This window comes from Serratia liquefaciens, assembly GCF_027594825.1.
Classification (GTDB): Bacteria; Pseudomonadota; Gammaproteobacteria; order Enterobacterales; family Enterobacteriaceae; genus Serratia; species Serratia liquefaciens_A.
This window is the reverse complement of record NZ_CP088930.1, coordinates 3,052,521-3,070,875: the sequence shown is the minus strand read 5'-3', so window position 1 is coordinate 3,070,875 and position 18,355 is coordinate 3,052,521. Positions and strand designations below refer to the sequence as shown.

At 55.9% G+C, this 18,355-nt stretch carries 15 protein-coding genes, 1 tRNA gene and 1 other RNA gene; 5 read left to right on the top strand and 12 right to left on the bottom strand.

From position 1 onward, the window contains the following. Nucleotides 1-43 precede the first annotated feature (43 nt). Genes bcsA through bcsR form a run of 3 tightly spaced genes read right to left on the bottom strand, consistent with a single transcriptional unit; the run spans nt 44 to nt 3,576 of the window. The gene (gene bcsA / locus LQ945_RS13945) at nt 44-2,647 is read right to left on the bottom strand and encodes a UDP-forming cellulose synthase catalytic subunit (RefSeq protein ID WP_270100999.1); all 2,604 of its coding nucleotides are present in this window, start codon (nt 2,645-2,647) and stop codon (nt 44-46) included. Then, entirely contained in the window at nt 2,644-3,381 is a 738-nt protein-coding gene (bcsQ, locus tag LQ945_RS13940; RefSeq protein WP_044554383.1) for a cellulose biosynthesis protein BcsQ, read from the bottom strand. The genes bcsA and bcsQ overlap by 4 nt, the downstream gene beginning before the upstream one ends. Nucleotides 3,382-3,384: 3 nt before the next feature. Then, nucleotides 3,385-3,576 (bottom strand): cellulose biosynthesis protein BcsR, encoded by a 192-nt coding sequence (bcsR, locus tag LQ945_RS13935; protein ID WP_044554382.1) that lies wholly within the window; start codon nt 3,574-3,576, stop codon nt 3,385-3,387. A 201-nt stretch (nt 3,577-3,777) separates the two neighbouring features. Here bcsR and bcsE point away from each other — a divergent pair, with 201 nt between their 5' ends. From bcsE to bcsG, 3 genes are read left to right on the top strand one after another with little or no spacing between them, the layout of a single operon-like run. Continuing rightward, nucleotides 3,778-5,346 (top strand): cellulose biosynthesis protein BcsE, encoded by a 1,569-nt coding sequence (bcsE, locus tag LQ945_RS13930; RefSeq protein WP_270100998.1) that lies wholly within the window; start codon nt 3,778-3,780, stop codon nt 5,344-5,346. Next, nucleotides 5,333-5,536, top strand: a complete 204-nt coding sequence (gene bcsF, locus LQ945_RS13925) for a cellulose biosynthesis protein BcsF (protein ID WP_044554380.1) — start codon at nt 5,333-5,335, stop codon at nt 5,534-5,536. The genes bcsE and bcsF overlap by 14 nt, the downstream gene beginning before the upstream one ends. Beyond that, nucleotides 5,533-7,185 (top strand): cellulose biosynthesis protein BcsG, encoded by a 1,653-nt coding sequence (gene bcsG / locus LQ945_RS13920; RefSeq protein WP_270100997.1) that lies wholly within the window; start codon nt 5,533-5,535, stop codon nt 7,183-7,185. The genes bcsF and bcsG overlap by 4 nt, the downstream gene beginning before the upstream one ends. Before the next feature lie 332 nt (nt 7,186-7,517). Here bcsG and dppF read toward each other — a convergent pair whose 3' ends face one another. The 6 genes from dppF to LQ945_RS13890 all read right to left on the bottom strand — a co-directional run bounded on the left by dppF (nt 7,518) and on the right by LQ945_RS13890 (nt 15,507). Next, a complete protein-coding gene (gene dppF / locus LQ945_RS13915) occupies nt 7,518-8,507 on the bottom strand; it encodes a dipeptide ABC transporter ATP-binding subunit DppF (protein WP_044554378.1) in 990 nt (329 codons plus the stop codon). Continuing rightward, on the bottom strand, nt 8,504-9,484 hold the full coding sequence (gene dppD, locus LQ945_RS13910) for a dipeptide ABC transporter ATP-binding protein (RefSeq protein ID WP_270100996.1): 981 nt from the start codon (nt 9,482-9,484) through the stop codon (nt 8,504-8,506). Before dppD ends, dppF begins: the two co-directional genes overlap by 4 nt. Before the next feature lie 15 nt (nt 9,485-9,499). Further along, nucleotides 9,500-10,402 carry a dipeptide ABC transporter permease DppC gene (gene dppC, locus LQ945_RS13905; protein ID WP_044554377.1) on the bottom strand — a complete coding sequence of 301 codons (903 nt, stop codon included), beginning with the start codon at nt 10,400-10,402 and terminating at the stop codon, nt 9,500-9,502. Nucleotides 10,403-10,413: 11 nt separating this feature from the next. Beyond that, nucleotides 10,414-11,433 (bottom strand): dipeptide ABC transporter permease DppB, encoded by a 1,020-nt coding sequence (gene dppB / locus LQ945_RS13900; protein WP_044554376.1) that lies wholly within the window; start codon nt 11,431-11,433, stop codon nt 10,414-10,416. Nucleotides 11,434-11,603: 170 nt separating this feature from the next. Then, on the bottom strand, nt 11,604-13,211 hold the full coding sequence (gene dppA, locus LQ945_RS13895; protein ID WP_020824727.1) for a dipeptide ABC transporter periplasmic-binding protein DppA: 1,608 nt from the start codon (nt 13,209-13,211) through the stop codon (nt 11,604-11,606). A gap of 604 nt (nt 13,212-13,815) precedes the next feature. Next, entirely contained in the window at nt 13,816-15,507 is a 1,692-nt protein-coding gene (locus LQ945_RS13890; protein ID WP_044554375.1) for a glycosyl hydrolase family 18 protein, read from the bottom strand. A 381-nt stretch (nt 15,508-15,888) separates the two neighbouring features. On the opposite strand from LQ945_RS13890, the gene LQ945_RS13885 reads away from it, so the two are divergent. Further along, entirely contained in the window at nt 15,889-16,179 is a 291-nt protein-coding gene (locus LQ945_RS13885) for a toxin-antitoxin system TumE family protein (protein WP_269935273.1), read from the top strand. Continuing rightward, the gene (locus tag LQ945_RS13880; protein ID WP_269935272.1) at nt 16,176-16,523 is read left to right on the top strand and encodes a glycosyl transferase family 1; all 348 of its coding nucleotides are present in this window, start codon (nt 16,176-16,178) and stop codon (nt 16,521-16,523) included. The genes LQ945_RS13885 and LQ945_RS13880 overlap by 4 nt, the downstream gene beginning before the upstream one ends. Before the next feature lie 53 nt (nt 16,524-16,576). Here the strand turns inward: LQ945_RS13880 and LQ945_RS13875 are convergent. From LQ945_RS13875 to LQ945_RS13865, 3 genes are all read right to left on the bottom strand, one after another. Then, nucleotides 16,577-16,704: non-coding RNA, RtT sRNA (locus LQ945_RS13875), on the bottom strand. A gap of 31 nt (nt 16,705-16,735) precedes the next feature. Continuing rightward, nucleotides 16,736-16,812, bottom strand: a tRNA-Pro gene (locus tag LQ945_RS13870). Nucleotides 16,813-16,932: 120 nt separating this feature from the next. Beyond that, the gene (locus tag LQ945_RS13865) at nt 16,933-18,264 is read right to left on the bottom strand and encodes an MFS transporter (protein WP_269935271.1); all 1,332 of its coding nucleotides are present in this window, start codon (nt 18,262-18,264) and stop codon (nt 16,933-16,935) included. Between the last annotated feature and the right edge of the window lie 91 nt (nt 18,265-18,355).

Genomic DNA, 18,355 nt, shown 5'->3' with positions numbered 1-18,355 from the left:
AATGTTATAGCCTGGAGGCCAGGCGAGTGAGCGGGCGGTTTGCCTATACCACTGTCTCTTTTTGGCTGAAGGCCGGAGCTCTGCCAACGCCGTGCGGGATAAATGACACCCCCCACGCAATCAGCGTCGTGAACCCGACCAGCAGCCGGCGCACCATCGGCGGTGCGTAATCCGCCATACGTACGTAACCCCGGAAGCCCAGCGCCAGAACGTCGCGCAGGCTTTCGATGGGTTTATCTTCAGGGAATCCGTCCTGCCACAGCGCCCAGGTATCGGCGCGAGCAAAGGTGCACTGAATAAAATCAATGTGTTCGCGGGTGGTCATGGAAACCATGCGGATCCCGACCTTGCTACCGAAGGCGCGCGTCACTACGCACGGGAAGCTGTATTCCTGCTGCCCGCGCTTGAGCAGCAGCGACACTTTGTCGCCGTCTTTCAATGCATCCGCGACACGCATCTCGATGCCCACCCCACCATCGGAATAATCGCGCAGCGTGCAGGGGAACAGGTGGCCATCAGCGCGGGCAATGGCGGCCGGCATGGCAATCTCTACCCGGTGTGCCTGGCGCACCTGCTTGGCCTCGACCGCCACCGCCACCGCGCCGCCGAGAATGGTCATGTTGTACAACACCCACACCAGGCTGATGATGACCGTCATGATTTCATCGGTCGGGCCGTAACCCAACCGCCAGACGCCGAAGACCAGCCCGGCCAGATTCAGGATCACCAGGAACATATAGGGCCGGGTGATCACCCAGTCGACGTGCTCTTCCTCCACCAGTCCGCCTTTGGCGGTGACGTTGAATTTGCCCTTGTGCGGATTGAACAGCGCCACCGTAGTGGGTCGGGCGATATACCAGGCCAAAACCGTCTCGTAGATCTCGCTCCAGAACGAGTGGCGGTATTTCCCCTGAATGCGCGAGTTGGTCAGGCTGGCGTGGATCATATGCGGCAAAACGTACAGCGCGATCGCCAACGCCGGCGCGAAGATGATATAGGCATGCAGCAACAGGAAAGCCAAGGGCGCGGTCAGGAAGATCAGGCGGGGAATACCGGACAAGAAATGCAGCATGGCGTTGGCATAACATAGCCGCTGCGCCAACTTCAGCCCCTTGCCTAACAGCGGGTTATCCAGCCGGAAGATTTGCACCATGCCGCGCGCCCAGCGAATGCGCTGGCCAATGTGCGCCGACAGGCTCTCGGTCGCCAGCCCCGCCGCCTGTGGAATACGGATATAGGCCGAGGTGTGTCCACGGCGATGCAAACGCAAGGAGGTATGGGCATCTTCGGTGACGGTTTCCACCGCGATACCGCCGATTTCGTCCAGCGCACTGCGGCGCAGGATCGCGCAGGAGCCGCAGAAGAAGGTCGCGTCCCACATGTCGTTGCCGTCCTGCACCAGGCCATAGAACAGCGTGCCTTCGTTCGGCGTCTGACGAAAGCGACCCAGGTTGCGTTCAAACGGATCCGGCGAGAAGAAGTGGTGTGGGGTCTGCAGCATCGCCAGCTTTTTGTCTTTGAAGAACCAACCCATGGTCAGTTGCAGGAACGAGCGCGTGGGTACGTGGTCGCAGTCGAAAATCGCGACAAACTCGCCGGTGGCCTGTTTCAGCGCGTTGTTGATGTTGCCGGCCTTGGCATGCTCATGAGTCGGCCGGGCGATATACTTAACCCCCACCTCTTCGGCGAAAGCCTTGAATTCTGGCCGGTTACCGTCATCGAGGATGTAAATACTGACCTTCTCTTTCGGCCAGTCGATGCCCAGCGCGGCGTAGATGGTGGGCTTCACCACCCCCAGATCTTCGTTGTAGGTCGGCACCAGCAAATCGATCGTCGGCCAGGTCGCGCTGTCGGCGGGCATCGGCACCGGTTGGCGATTCAGCGGCCAGACGGTTTGGAAATACCCCAACACCAGCACCACCCAGGCATAGGTTTCCGCTATCAGCAGCAGCAGACCGCAGGTCAGGCTAAGCGGATCGTCCCAGTTCAAAGTGGCGGTATAGCGCCACCACAGGTAACGGCAGGAGACGGTCAGCGACAGCACGATCAACATCAGCCCCGGCAGCCGGCCCGGTACCCGGCGCACCACCATGGCAATGCCCCACAGCAGCACAACAAACACAAACTGCGCCGGCAGATCAAACGGTTGCGAAATACAGAGTATGGCGAGGATTGCCGCCAGCACGCCGACAATGATAAACAGCAGGCGACGCATACGCTGGCTCATCCGGCCAAGGCGCTCGACCGAACGCTGCTCCAGCCCAGCGCTTTCCAGCCGCTGAGGAAGGGTTTGCAGCCACTGCGCGTAACGCAATTGCAAGCGCCGCCAGCCGGCGAAACGATGGCGGGCCACAGGTTCGCGATCGGTGCGGAACACCAGCAGCCACAACCCTTGCACCAGATAGCGCAGCGCATCCGCCGGCCGCGGACGACTGGAAGACAGATGCGGGAACCAGTAGCTGCGCGCGGCCCTCAGCCGTTGCCAGCCGGGAGACTCGAAACGCAGGAAAGTCCAGCCCAACGCCACCAGCAGCGTGGTGAAAAAGGCGGTGAACGCCGAAGAACCATGACGACGGTAAGCGCGATAACGCGCCTGCACCGCCTGATGGACCGGCGGCACCAGCAGCAGGTTCAACACCCGGCTCATGACGCCGTCTCCTTCAGGTTGATCAAACACCAGTTTGCCAGCGTCAGCACTTCATCTGCTGCCAGGCTTTCCGGCCGATATTCTCCCAAAGGCTGTTTCACCGCCAGGGCCTCAGCCATCGCCTCATCGCGGTGTATCACCACCGGCAGTAATCCGCCCAGCGTTTGCAGCCACAGCTGGTGTAAATCCTGCTGAAGCCGGCTGGCAGCGAAATAGTGGTTAATCAGGAAACGGCAGCCTTCCGGCAGCGCTTGCTGGTGCAGCCGCACCTGGCAGTTGGCGTCCGGGGCAATCAGGGTAAAGACACAATCTGCCACCGCCAGCGCCTGCTGAGCCAGCGTCGCATCATCCGCCGGCAGATCCAACAGGATCCAGTTGTACTGCGCCGCGGCGTTTAGCTGCGCCAGATTGTCCTGCCAGCGAGCAGGCTGCTGCCGACAAGATTGTTGTACATTCAACCGTTCCGCCAGGGTGAGCTGGCCAAAGGGGAGAAAGTCGAGATTTTCACAGTAGCGCATCGCGCCCTGTTGCCAATCGCCGCCGTCCTGCTCGGCCCGGGCCCAACCCCGAGCCAGCTCGAATGGCGTATTAAAATGCAGACGCAGCAGGTTATCCGGCGCAAAATCAATCGCCAATACCGACTCGCCCAGTTGCTGTAATGCCCACGCGAGCGCCGCGGTGACCGACGTCGTCCCCATCCCGCCTCGCAACCCCTGCAGAGCAATCACCGGCATAAACTAACGGCTCCCCGTGGTCTGCGCCAATTCGGCCAGCAGCGGCCAGTTGGCCATCATCTGCGTTAACCGCTCCTGACGTGCGATATCGACATAGCTTAATTTTGGCAGCGAAAATGCCTGACTGAGCGCCAGCAAATCGTCCTGAGTTTCCGATGGGGCCACCGCATGAAAGCGCGTTAATTGATTATTCATTCTGCCGCCTTAAAAAAATAGGCTAATGTTAATAACTATAGCAACGGTAAAAAAATACATAGCCAATAAGATGATTCTCAACAAATATTAGTACATGGCGGGTTTTAATTTTTTTTATTATTGTTCCCAATGACAGGATGGCCGAATAGCTATACTCAGTGGGCCGCGACGACACTTTCAACGAAAGTAGAAAAATATCCTATGGCGCAATCTTTCTCATTAGGTGTTCGGCAGATTTGGGAAGAACTGTCTGTCATGCAAGCCCCGGGGTTGTATTGGGTGAATGTCGACCGTCAGACCGATGCCAACCAGCTCTGCCAGCAAACTTTAGCTGCCCAGGCTGCGACCAGCCAGGTGGCGTTGATTTGCAGCGGCGAAAAACCCGACGGGTTGCTGGCGGAACTGGCCTCGCCCGCATTGAAAAAAATCCCGCTGTACCAGTTACCCGAGAAAAAAGCGGCGCTGCTGCACTTGGGCGACGATCTGATGCGCGCCCTAAAACCGCAAAATCGCCTATTGATTCTGTTGGCCCACGCCAGTTTATGGCAGACCTTCACCCGCGAAGAGCTGCGTGACTGGACCCGCGCCACCGTGGCCTGGCTGCGCCGACAAGGCTGTACGCTGCTGATCCTCAGCCACGGCGGCGGCGTGAATAAACTCAAAGGACAACTCAGTACCCAACACCGGATCCTTAACGGGTTGGCCAGCCTGCAGTGGCAGCAGGACAGCGCACAGTATCTGGTTAACTGGTGGAGCACCGAAAACGGCATCAACGCCAACCAGCTGCTGACGTTATATACCGGCGAGCACGGCTGGCAGGGTGACGACGACAGCAACAAACCTTCTCCGACCTCCATCCGCAGCGATGAAGGGCGTTATCTGGCCCAACGGAGCATTCTTGAAGGTGCGCCACCGCTCTCGGCCAACTGGCAACTGCTGGAAACCAATGCGCAACTGGCGCAACACGGCATGTTGACGCTCTCGGCAACGCTGATTTTTGCCCTGTACCAGAGCGACGAAATCGATGCGCTGGCGCATCAAATTCACAGCCTGCGCCGTCAACGCGGCAACGGCCTGAAAATTGTCGTACGCGAGATGAGCGCCAGCCTGCGCTACAGCGACGAACGTCTGCTGTTGGCCTGCGGCGCCAATCTGATTGTGCCGCACGTGGCACCGTTATCGCGTTTTTTGACCATGCTTGAGGGGATCCAGGGGCAACGCTTCTCCCGCCACGTTCCGGCAGATATCGATGCCCTGCTGGCCGGGCTGCGCCCGCTGCAACTGAAGGGTTACATGCGGCCGGACGATTTTAGTCAGGCGGTGATTTCGCTGATGGGCAACACGCTGCTGCCGGAAGACGGCAAAGGCGTGATGGTCGCGCTACGTCCGGTACCCGGATTGCGCGCCGAACAGGCGATGACCCTGTGTTTTTTACGGCGCTTCGGCGACGTGATGACCGTGGTGCAAGGCCGGCTGGTGCTGTTCCTCTCCACCTGCCGGATTAACGATCTGGATACCGCACTGAAATTCATTTTTCGTCTGCCGGTGGATGAAGCCTTCAGTAACCGGGTGGTGTGGCACCAGGACGTGGATATTATTTCAGAAATCAAACGGCTGGCGCACAACGCCAATATTCCGTTGCCTGCGGCAACCTCAACGGCTGCGCCACGCCAGGCCGCCAGCGCGGCTGACCGCCCTCAGGAGCGTCGTCAACCGGTGGCCTTCACGCTGACGACTGGCATACGGGAGAATAAGCATGTTGAATCTTAACGACATTGTGCAACTGATTATTCTGTGCGCCGTTATTTTTATCCCGTTGGGTTATGCCTTTCACCGGCGTTTCCCGCACTGGCGTCAGTACTGGCAAAACCTGTTGTTATCACCGCGCTATTTAAAATCCATCGGATTATGGGTGCGCGAAGGGTCTTCTTCTCAGATTAAGCGTAAGAAACAGCCATGAAGCCAACAAACAACCCGCAATCCGATAACTCCCTGTGGCGCTACTGGCGTGGGCTGGGCGGCTGGAACTACTACTTCCTGGTCAAATTCGCCCTGCTGTGGTTCGGCTACCTGAACTTCCATGCCTTGCCCAACCTGGTGTTCATGGCGTTTCTGCTGATGCCGATACCGGCGATGCGCCTGCACCGCTGGCGTCATTACGTGGCGATCCCGATTGGGATTGCGCTGTTCTATCACGATACCTGGCTGCCCGGCATCAACAGCATCATGAGCCAGGGTTCGCAATTGACCGGCTTCAGCGCCCAGTATCTGCTGGAGCTGATAAATCGCTTTATCAATTGGCAGATGGTCGGCGCCGCCTTTGTGATGCTGGTTGCCTACCTGTTTCTGGCCCAGTGGGTACGGGTTACGGTATTCACCGTTGCCGCGCTGGTGTGGCTGAACCTGGTCACCATTGCCGGCCCAGCCGTGTCATTGCTGCCGACCGGCACCAGTGCATCCACCAGCAGCACTCCGGCGACGACAGCCCCGGCTGCCGGGGGCGACAGCGCACCGGCAGACAGCGCGCCCCCCACCAGCGCCAACCTGACGGCCTATCTGAACCAGTTCTACGACAAAGAAAAAACCCGCGTTACCGCCTTCCCGGCCAGCCTGCCTGCCGATGCTCAGCCGTTTGACCTGCTGGTGATCAATATCTGTTCGCTGGCCTGGGCCGACATGGACGCGGTAAAACTGGAAAACCACCCGCTGTGGTCGAAGATGGACATCATGTTCGACAACTTCAACTCGGCAACCGCCTACAGCGGCCCGGCGGCAATTCGTCTGTTACGCGCCAGCTGCGGTCAGCCTTCGCATCACGATTTGTATCAGCCGGTCAATCAGCAGTGCTATCTGTTTGATAACCTTGCCAAGCTGGGCTTCAAAGAGCAGCTGATGCTGGATCACTCCGGCGTGTTCGGCAACTTCCTGAAAGAGCTGCGCGAACAAGGTGATATGCAGGCCCCGCTGATGTCTCAGGCCGGGATCGGTAATGAGTTGGCCTCGTTTGACGGCGAACCGATATACAACGATCTGGAACTGCTCACCCGCTGGCAGGATCAGCAGCAAAAGGCCGGTGATACCCGCAGCGCCACCTTCTTCAACATCATTCCGCTGCATGACGGCAACCGTTTTGTCGGTTCGAACAAGAGCGCGGACTATCAACCCCGGGCGCAGAAATTGTTCGACCAGTTGAACACCTTCCTGGAACAACTGGAAAAATCCGGCCGCAAGGTGATGGTGGTGATTGTGCCGGAACACGGCGCAGCACTGGTAGGCGACAAAATGCAGATGTCCGGCCTGCGCGATATCCCCAGCCCGAACATTACCCATACGCCGGTGGGCATCAAACTGGTGGGTATGAAAGCGCCGCATCAGGGCAGTCCGCTGCAGGTCAAAACGCCAAGCAGCTACCTGGCGCTTTCCGAGCTGGTTTCTCGCTTGGTGGACGGCAAGGCCTTCACCGCGCCGAGCGTAGACTGGCAGGCGCTGACGCAGAACCTGCCGCAGACGGCGGTCATTTCCGAGAATGACAACGCCATCGTGATGCAATACCAAGGCAAGCCTTACATCCGGCTAAACGGCGGCGATTGGGTACCTTATCCCCAGTAATGGCATTACGTGATGACTCAGGGGCACGCCTTCGGGCGTGCTTTTTTGCAGGCATCAATCTGCGGCGGAACCTCAATCCTTTACATTAACTTTGGGAATTCCATTCCCAACCGCGTAATAATCCGGGCAGAAAAAGCCAGGTGATTAATTATCACTGGCTTGCGAAGATTCCTAATTCAGCTTATTTCGTCAGGATTTCGTTAAGAGAAATAAGTGCCATTAATACAAATAAAAAATCCTCTCAATAAACTAATTAATACGCTCATAATTAAAAGCAAAAAAATGCCGGCGTAAAGGCCGGCATTCTTGGTTAATTGTCATGGATAACAAAGTTATGCCGCAGAATTTTCATCCTGATCGACCGCAAAGCAGGCAACCATCTGCTCGCCGTATTGCTTTAACTGCGGTTGCAGTTGGGTGCAAGGCCCGAAAGCGCGACGGCAGCGGGCATTGAATGCACAGCCTGGCGGCGGATTCATTGGGCTGGGCAGTTCGCCGGTCAGCTTGATGCGCTCGCGACGCATATCCGGATTCAGGCGCGGCGTCGCGGACAGCAATGCCTGGGTATACGGATGGCGCGGATTGTTGAATATGGCGTCTTTACTGCCCTTCTCCACGCAGCGCCCGAGATACATCACCATCACTTCGTCGGCAATGTGCTCCACCACCGATAAATCGTGGGAGATAAATACGTAAGACAGCCCCAGATCCTGCTGCAAATCCATCATCAGGTTCAACACCTGCGCCCGCACGGACACGTCCAGCGCGGAAACCGGCTCATCGGCAATCACCACGTCCGGGTTAAGCATCAACCCGCGTGCAATGGCGATACGCTGCCGCTGCCCGCCGGAGAACATATGGGGATAACGATCGTAATGCTCGGTTTTCAATCCGACCTTGGCCATCATCTCCAGCGCTTTCTCACGACGTTCTGCGCTGCTTAACGCGGTATTGATCTGCAACGGCTCCTCAAGGATCTGCCCGACCTTCTTGCGTGGGTTGAGCGATCCATAAGGATTCTGGAACACGATCTGGATCTTCTGTCGTCGAAGCTTCTCGGCAGTGACATCCGGCTTCAGCAAATCCTGCCCCTGATAGTACAGCTCGCCGCCGGTCGGAATTTCAATCATCGTCAGCAGGCGACCCAGCGTGGATTTACCGCAGCCGGACTCACCCACCACCGCCAGCGTTTTGCCACGCTCAAGCGTAAAGGAAACGCCATCCAGCGCTTTGACCAGCCGCTCCGGGGCAAATAACCCCTTCTTGACCGGGTAGTGTTTCTTCAGGTCAATCGCCTGCAATAAGGGTTGATTCTGGCTCATACGGTCGGCCTCCCCGCATCATCCAGCGGTGTGTGACATTTAACCTGACGGCCGGGAATGCTGCGCAGTTCCGGCTCTTCAGTACGGCAACGCTCAGTGGCGTACGGGCAGCGTGGATTGAGCAAACAGCCGCTTGGGCGGTCATATTTACCCGGCACCACGCCCGGCAGCGAAGCCAGGCGCGCTTTATCGGCGGCAAATTCCGGCAACGCGCGCAGCAGCGCCTGAGTATAAGGGTGACGCGGTGCGCGGAAGATTTCCGATGCCTTACCGGACTCCACCACCTGCCCGGCATACATCACGATGATGTGATGCGCCGCCTCGGATACCAGCGCCAGATCGTGAGTGATCAGCAACAGGGCCATATTTTCACGCTGCTGCAGTTCCAGCAGCAGTTCGATAATTTGCGCCTGAATGGTCACGTCGAGCGCGGTAGTCGGTTCATCGGCAATCAGCAGCTTTGGTCGGCAGGCAATCGCCATGGCGATCATCACGCGCTGGCTCATCCCACCGGAAAGCTGGTGCGGATACACGTCGAGACGCGAAGCCGGGTCGGGGATGCCTACCTGCGTCAGCAGATCGACAGCCCGTTGACGACGAGTGCGACGGTTGCCGCCCTGGTGCACCTTCAACGCTTCCATGATCTGGAAGCCGACGGTGTAGCACGGGTTCAGGCTGGTCATCGGATCCTGGAAAATCATCGCCACTTCCGAGCCCACCAGTTGGCGACGCTCTTTTTCGGAAATCTTGCGCAGATCCTGGCCGTTAAACTCCAGTTTTTCGGCCATCACCTTACCGGGGAAGTCGATCAGCCCCATAATCGCCAGCGAGCTAACGGACTTGCCGGAGCCGGATTCGCCGACAATGCCCACCACCTGGCCCTGCTCCACGCTGTAACTGATGCGGTCTACCGCGCGGAAGGGGGTGCCTTCGTCACCGAAGTGCACCGAAAGCTTGTCTACATTTAATAACGCCATCTCTCTCGTCCTCTGTTACTGCTTGAGTTTGGGGTCGAGAGCGTCACGCAAGCCGTCCCCCATCAGGTTAAATGCAAGCACCGTCAGCAGAATCGCCACGCCGGGGAAGGTCACCACCCACCAGGCGCTTTGGGCGAACTGCAGTACGTCGGAGAGCATGGTGCCCCACTCCGGCGTTGGCGGTTGCGCACCCATGCCCAGGAAGCCGAGAGCGGCCATATCCAGAATGGCGTTCGAGAAGCCAAGAGAAGCCTGGACGATCAGCGGTGCCAGGCAGTTTGGCAAGATGTTGATAAACATTTGGCGCACCGCACCGGCGCCCGCCACCCGCGAAGCAGTAACGTAGTCGCGGTTCACTTCCACCAAGACCGCCGCGCGCGTCAGTCGCACGTAATGCGGCAAGGCGACGAAGGTTAACGCCAGCGAAGCGTTGACGATGGACGGGCCGAAAATGGCCACCAGCACCAATGCCAGCAGCAAGCTCGGCAACGCCAACATGATGTCGACGATACGCATGATGATCGCATCCACCACGCCACCGAAATAGCCCGCCAGCAGGCCCAGCACCACGCCCATGATCAGCGAAAGCACCACCACCAGACAGCCGACCAACAGCGACAGCCGCGCGCCGTACATCAGGCGCGACAACACGTCGCGGCCCACATCGTCAGTACCGAGGAGATATTGCCAGCTGCCGCCTTCCTGCCAGACCGGCGGTTTAAGCAGCGCGTCGCGGAACTGATCCGCCGGCGCATGCGGTGCCAGCACCCCGGCACCGATGGCGATAACGAACATCACAATGATATAGACCAGGCCGACAACGGCCCCTTTATTGCGCTTGAAATAGTGCCAGAACTCCTGAAACGGGGTCATGGGCTTCGGCGCACCTTTAACTACAGACTCAGTGACTTGAGACATCAGAGCGCCCCTTATTTCTTGTGGCGAATACGCGGGTTGACCACGCCGTAGAGCACGTCTACCAGCAGGTTAACCAGAATAATCATACAGGCGACCAGCAAAACGCCGCCCTGAACAACCGGATAGTCGCGACGCTGCAGCGCATCCATCAGCCAGCGCCCCAGGCCCGGCCAGGAGAAGATGGTTTCGGTCAGGATCGCACCGGCCAGCATGGTGCCGACCTGCAGACCAATCACCGTCACCACCGGCAGCAAGGCATTGCGCAGCGCATGCACCACAATCACCCGCATGCGGCTCACGCCCTTGGCGCGCGCGGTACGGATGTAATCTTCGCCCAACACTTCCAGCATTGAGGAGCGCGTCATACGCACGATCACCGCCAGCGGGATGGTGCCGAGCACGATAGCCGGCAGGATCATGTGCATCACGGCATCAATGAAGTCACCCGGTTCGCCCCAAATCAGGGTGTCAATCAGCATAAAGCCGGTTAACGGCAAGGTATCGTCAAGGAACACCGTGTCGCTGACTCGCCCCGATACCGGCGTCAGGTTTAGCTGCACCGAGACCAGCATGATCAGCATCATGCCCCACCAGAAAATCGGCATTGAGTAGCCGGTCAGCGAGATGCCCACCGCGGTATGATCGAATATTGAGCCTCGCCTGACCGCCGCCAGCACCCCTACCGGGATCCCCACCAGCACGGCGAAAATCATCGCGCAGAACCCTAATTCCAGCGTGGCCTTGAAGCGTGGAACAAACTCATCCCAAACGGAGATGCGGCTTTTGAGGGACGTACCCAAATCACCCTGCAATACGTTGGATACGTAAGAGAAATATTGTTGATAGAGCGGTTTATCCAGCCCCATTTCCGCCATCAACTGCGCATGGCGTTCTGCGGAGATCCCGCGTTCCCCGGCCATGATGGTCACCGGGTCACCGGGGATCATATGGACGAATGCAAAAGTCAGCAAAGTTATGCCGATAAACGTTGGGATAACTAACCCCAAACGTCGGAGTATGAACTGCAACATATCCCGAACTCTCTGTATAAAGTGCCCGGCAGCTCATCGTCCGCCAGGCTTATTAAAGCTCACACACTTTGAACAACCCTGATGCCGTACGCCGGAGACTGGTCAGCAGAAGCGCAACCTGTTGCGCCCCTGCCAAGTCCATTCGTGTGTCGCCGGCTTAACGGCCAGAATTAATCTAGAGAGACATTCTCAAAGTGATGCTTACCAAGCGGATCCACAACATAGCCCTTCACTTCTTTACGCACTGGCTCGTAAACGGTGGAGTGGGCGACAATCAGTGCCGGAGCCTGATCGTGCATCACTACCTGAGCCTGTTTGTACAGTTCGATGCGTTTGTCGTGGTTCGATTCAGCGCGCGCCGGTTGGATCAGATCCTCAAACGGCTTGTAGCACCAGCGAGAATAGTTGGAGCCATCTTTCGCCGCAGCACAGCTAAACAGCGTGGCGAAGAAGTTATCCGGATCCCCGTTGTCGCCGGTCCAGCCCATCATCACCGTCTGATGCTCGCCCGCTTTGGCGCGCTTGAGGTATTCGCCCCACTCATAGGTCACGATTTTGGCTTTCACGCCGATTTTCGCCCAGTCAGACTGGATCATTTCCGCCATGCGTCGCGCGTTCGGGTTGTACGGACGTTGTACCGGCATAGCCCACAGATCGATGGCGAAGCCGTCTGCCATGCCCGCTTCTTTCAGCAGCTCTTTGGCCTTGACCGGATCGTAGGTGTAATCCTTCACCGCGTCGTTATAGCCCCACATGGTTGGCGGGATCAGGTTTTTAGCCGCCTGGCCTGCGCCCTGGTACACCGCGTCGATGATCGCCTGCTTGTTGACCGCCAGGGTCAACGCCTGACGCACCTTCAGGTTATCCAGCGGTTTTTTCTCAACGTTGAACGACAGGTAACCAACGTTCAGCCCCGGTTGTTCCATCAGGTTGATAGTTTTGTCCTGCTTCATGCGCGCGATGTCAGCCGGGTTCGGGAACGGCATCACCTGACATTCGTTTTTCTGCAGTTTGGCGTAACGCACTGAAGCGTCTGGTGTGATAGAGAACACTAAACGGTCGATCTTCGGCTTGGTGCCCCAGAAACCGTCGAATGCCTTATAAAGGATTTTGGAGTCTTTCTGATATTGCAGCAGCTGGAACGGACCGGTACCGATGGGGTTCAGGTCAACTTTTTCCGGGGTACCGGCTTTCATCATCACGTCGGCGTATTCGGCAGACAGAATAGAAGCGAAGTCCATACCCAGGTCAGCCACAAACGGGGCTTCCGGACGGTTCAGCACGAAACGAACGGTGGAATCGTCCACTTTCTCGATTTTGGCGATCAGTTTCGGCATGTCCATGCCTTCAAAGTACTCATAGCTGCCGCCGGAGACTTTGTGATAGGCATTATTCGCGTCCAGCTGGCGTTCGAAGGAGAACACTACGTCGTCGGCGTTGAAGTCACGGGTCGGTTTGAAATCTTTGCTGCTCTGCCACTTCACGCCTTTGCGCAGGTGGAAGGTGTAGACTTTACCGTCTTCGCTGACGTCCCATTTTTCAGCCAGGCCCGGCTGCAGTTCGGTGGTGCCGATTTTGAATTCGACCAGACGGTTGTAAATCGGCACCGAGCTGGCGTCATAGGTGGTACCCGAGGTGAACAACTGCGGGTTGAACCCTTCCGGGGAACCTTCAGAACAGTAAACCAGAGTCTTGGCTTGCACGCTGGCCGCAACGGTCAACGCAATCAGCCCAATACCGAATTTCAGAATCCCTGTTTTTCCCAAGGAACTTGTCATCGCTAGTGCTCCATTATGTGATGTGATGTGTGTTTTACCGCCAGAGCCTGTATTTTTTATTGCGCGGCCTGTGCAGTCGGTGCCCGAAGGCTGGGAGGGATAATTGCGCGAGAGAGCCGGGTGGAACGCGTCCCGGTGGGGGCGTCTGAGCGCGTGGAATTCACTCAAACAACTCTCGCTCTTACCCCTGAGGCTACCAAATTGCCAACTGTTTGGGGTGTCGTCAATATAACCAGTAGGGATTTACACAGACTGTGAGAAACAGCAAACAAACATAAAAAAAACCTTTCTTTAACAGTTGCAGCATTAAAAATTATGCTACAGCGCCATTTTTAGTTCGATAGGCTGCACTGAAGAAAGTTACTGGTGTTTAACTCCGATAAAAAACTAAAAAAGTTTGTTGCTGAATGATGAATATCTGAACGGTTATTTTTGTGATCTGCGTTAAATACAGGATGAAATGCTGATCCCCTACCCGAAAGAGTGAGGTGTCAGTGGCCTTTTTGATCGGGCCGGCGCCACAATCTATGCGCCGTTAAAAAACTTTCGTCTGTCAAAATGCCGGGGGCGAAGGGATATCCCCCGGCAACGTACTACAACCGAGTTATGGCGTACCGACGCTGTTGCCCAGGCTGCTGTTCATATTGTTCAGAATATCGCCGTTGTCAGCGTCAATTTCCCATGAGAACAGTCCACCCAACTGCTTATCCAGCACATACTTGCCTTTCGCCTGCACTGAGCGAGCATCATCAAAGGTGATCAGATCGCCTGTGGAAGGTTTGAAAACATAAGGCGCTTCAGCGGTAGCATCGTAGCTGTACTGCCATTCGCCGCTCATAAACTCATTGGCGATCTGGCGGTAATCCACGATGCCGTTTTCCCAGGTGCCTTTCACCGGGCCGGTGGCCGTGCCGGTAAACGGAATGTTGTTCTGGTAGCCGTTCACCCCGGTCCAACCGCGACCGTACATGGCGGTGCCCACCACGATTTTGCCCGGCTTCACGCCCTGCGTGAGCAGTGCATTAACGCCATTCACCGTGGTATACGCCGTATCAGGTTTCCAGGCCGGCGCTTTCAGCGCAGTCTGGTGGCCCAGATTTTTCAGATCGAATGCCCCATAGAAGTCGTAGCTCATCAGGAAAATGTGATCCATCGAGTTTTGTGCGGTGTTGTAATCCACCTTGTCGATTTTATCCTTGCCGGCGCTGATCGCAGAGGTCAGTTCATACTTACGGCCCGTTTCCGCCGAAAGCTGATCCAGCATGGTGCGCAGCTCTTTCATCAGTTGCACATAGGTTGCCCCATCCTGCGTACTGCCCAGTTTCGGGTTAGCACCCTGCCCGCCCGGGAATTCCCAGTCGATATCTACGCCGTCAAAGAACTTCCAGGTTTGCAGGAACTCCTTCACCGAGCCGACGAAGCGGTCGCGCTTCACCTTATCGCCCATAAAGAAGAACGGATCGGACAACGTCCAGCCACCAATCGACGGCAGGATTTTCAGGTCCGGGCGGGCCTGTTTCAATGCCATCAACTGACCGAAGTTGCCTTTGTAGGGGTCATCCCAGGCGGTCACGCCCTTCTGGCCTTTCTGCAGCGCAGCGAACGGATCGTGGATCGATACCTTAAAGTCTTCACGCCCCTGACAGGAACGCTGTAACGCCTGGAAGCTGCCTTCGATCTCTTTCAGGCTGTCGTTGATGCCGTCACCGCCGCAGATAGGAATAAAGCCGTACAGCAGGTGCGTCAGGTTCTGAGCCGGAAGTTTGTCGACGGTGAAGTTACGGCCGTAAACGCCCCATTCAACGAAATAAGAGCCGACCACTTTGCCGGAGTCTTGTTTATAAGGCTTATTCTTTTCCAACAAAGGTTCTTTTAAAGGTGCCAAATGGCTGCCGTCGGTATCTGCCACCACAATTTCGGTTGCATCGCTGGCGGTGCAACCGTCGGCATTGCATAACGCCACCTGCATTTGATAACGGCCGCCTTTATTCACCTTAAAGTTTGCGGTTCCCGAAGCGCCGGTTGAGGCACCGCTCCAAACTTCTTTGCCATTTAATAATACTTTTGCCGTAGTACCGGTATCGCCATTCCATAAATTCCATGAAACAGAAACGTCGGCGGCATTTTTTACTTTCACCAGATTATTATAAGCCGTCGCCGCTTGATCGACTTCGACAATGGCGAATTTGGTATTGCCCCAGGCCAACGTAGGTTTGCCCGGTGCAGCGGCCTGCGCCGCAGAGCACAGCGTGCTGCCGATCAGCAACGCCAACAGCGGTTTATTAAATTTGCGCATAACTGATTCCTTTATTCCGAGAGGATAAACATAAAATAATTAATCATGGCCACCCATTGTCGGAACAAAATAATCCCGCAATAATCATGGCCGATTAAAGTCAATAAATAAGCATTCATCTTTCCACGCAACAGAAATCTATCATTCCCATTTCGTGTATTCAGACTATAGATAAAATAATCATTAAAACAAGATGGCTATCAAGCGGGTTTTATTGAGCAGCGATGAATTTATTTAATAATTAATCATCGCGACCAATAGGAATAAGGAATGTGAATTAATTTCTGGGAAAGGATAAATATTTGTCACATCACACAATGTTGTCATCATTGACAACACTTAAAATATGCTGTTATTTTAAACAACATGAAGGAGATGGAAGTGCCTTCTCAACTGATCTATCAGGACAGGATCCAACTGACAAACACGGAATTTATACAATTGGTTATTTGGCATGTAGAGCCACCCGTTAGCGGCAGCACTCATCACTATAAGTACCGGTTTGCCTATGTGAAAGAGGGTGTTTGCCGTTTGCGTTATGACAACGAGGCAGGTAAAGGCGATCACAAACATGTGGGCAACACTGAGCAACCTATTGTTTTTATCCACCCTATCGCGCTGAAGCGCAGTTTCTTCAGTGAAGTTGCTCAACTGAGAGGAGAAAGAGAATGAACAGAGTCACCATCCGTGTTGCTTCTCTTGATGAGCTTCAACGCAATATGGAAGAAGCCCTGCAGGGCAATAAACAGCAACAAGGAAACTACATCACATTTTTAGATTGGGAGAGCCTGTGGAAAACCCTGTCGCCCAAGAAAATGCAAATCCTGCACACCATGACCGGCTGTGGTGAACTTTCTATCCGGGAAGTGGCACGCCGCGTCAAACGGGATGTGAAAGCGGTGCATACCGATCTGCAGGCACTGCTGGGATGCGGCATTGTTGATAAAAGCGAACGGGGGATTATTTTTCCCTATGACGAAATCCATTTTGACTTCGTGGTCGGAAAAGCGGCCTGAAGGGCAAATGACAGGCGAAAAAAAACCTGCTTATAAAGCAGGTTTTTCAAATGTGGTCGGCGAGAGAGGATTACTGCATCTGCGATGCAGCCCTGCGGGCCGTTGCTGAAGCAACGTTGTCTCGCTGCGCTCGGCTCAAACCTCCTTCGGAGGTGCTCATCCTATAAACTACAGATGTAAAAAAACCCGCTAAAAGCGGGTTTTTTTGAATGTGGTCGGCGAGAGAGGATTCGAACCTCCGACCCACTGGTCCCAAACCAGTTGCGCTACCAAGCTGCGCTACTCGCCGATGCGGGGCGCATCTTACTGCTGGGGATAATACGCGTCAATCACTTTTTCAACCCAGCACGCCAAGTGGCGATAAAAGCGTCATAAAGCGCGGTACGAAGCCCTGTACCGCGTTTTTTCATCATGCCTTGGCGGTTTTCAGCGCCGGTGATTGCGCACGCAAGAACGGCAGTAGGAACAGCGCGGACAGGCAGGCGGCGATAGAGATCACCACGAAGAAGCCGTTCCAGTGCCAGATTTCCATGATGCGGGCAATCGGGTAGCCGGACAGTGCCGCCCCCAGATAGGCAAACAGGCCGACGAAACCGGTCGCCGCCCCGGCAGCATCCTTGTGCGAACATTCCGCCGCCGCCATGCCGATCAGCATCTGCGGGCCAAAGATAAAGAAGCCGATAGCAAAGAAGCAGGCAGCCTGCAGCAGGAAAGTCACGCCCGGCATGAGCCACAGCGCCGCCACCGACAGGAAGATACCGATGGCGAAGATCAGGTTCATTGGCCCGCGGTTACCGCGGAACAGCTTGTCAGAGCCCCAACCTGCCACCAGCGAGCCGATAAAGCCACCCACTTCGAACAGCGAAATCGCCGAGTTGGCGGTCATCAGCGAATAGCCTTTTTCCTGCGTCAGATACAGGTTGCCCCAGTCGTTGATCGCCGTACGTACGATGTATACCAGCACGTAAGACACTGCCAGCAGCCAGATGTACTTGTTGGTCAGCACGTAACGCTTGATGATTTCCCGGTTGGTCAGGCCCTGGCCTTCCGATTCCTGCACCAGTTCCATGGCGTCGTTGCGCCATTTACCCACGCTAGGCAGGCCCATGGTAGAAGGCTTGTCACGCAGGCGCCAACACATCAGCAGGCCCAATACCACGCCGATGATGCCCGGAATAATCATGCCGTAGCGCCAGCTGAAATGCAGCGAGATAAAACCGACCAGCAGCGGGATCAGCGCACCACCGAAGTTGTGCGAAGTGTTCCAGATAGCCCACCAACTGCCGCGTTCGGAGCGGGAATACCAGCTTGTAAGGATCTTGGAACAGGGCGGCCAGCCCCAGCCCTGGAAGAAGGCGTTGAGGATCCACAGCGTACCCAGCATCAGCAACGAAGAGCTGAGCCCGAAGAAGATATTCAGTATGCCGGTCATGATCAGACCCAGGCCCATAAAATAGCGCGGGTTGGAACGATCGCTGATCATGCCTGAGATAAATTTCGAGCAGCCGTAGGTGATGTAAAACAGCGTACCCAGGATGCCGACATCGGACATCGTCAGGCCAAGATCGCTCAGCATCGCCGGCATGATGAAGTTGAAGCTTTTGCGCGTGAAGTAAAACGCGGCATAGCCGATGTACATCGTCCACATCAGCTGGATACGCCAGTATTTATAGCTGGCATCGATCTGTTTTTGATCGGTGACCGGCGGCACATCCTGGCGGCTTTTAAGGAAAGACCACATGTGAAACCTCAGAGAATAGGAAAAGTGCCGCTATCATGCTGCGCGCGCGCGAAAATGACTTACGCCGGATTCCCGACGCAGTTAGGAGTAT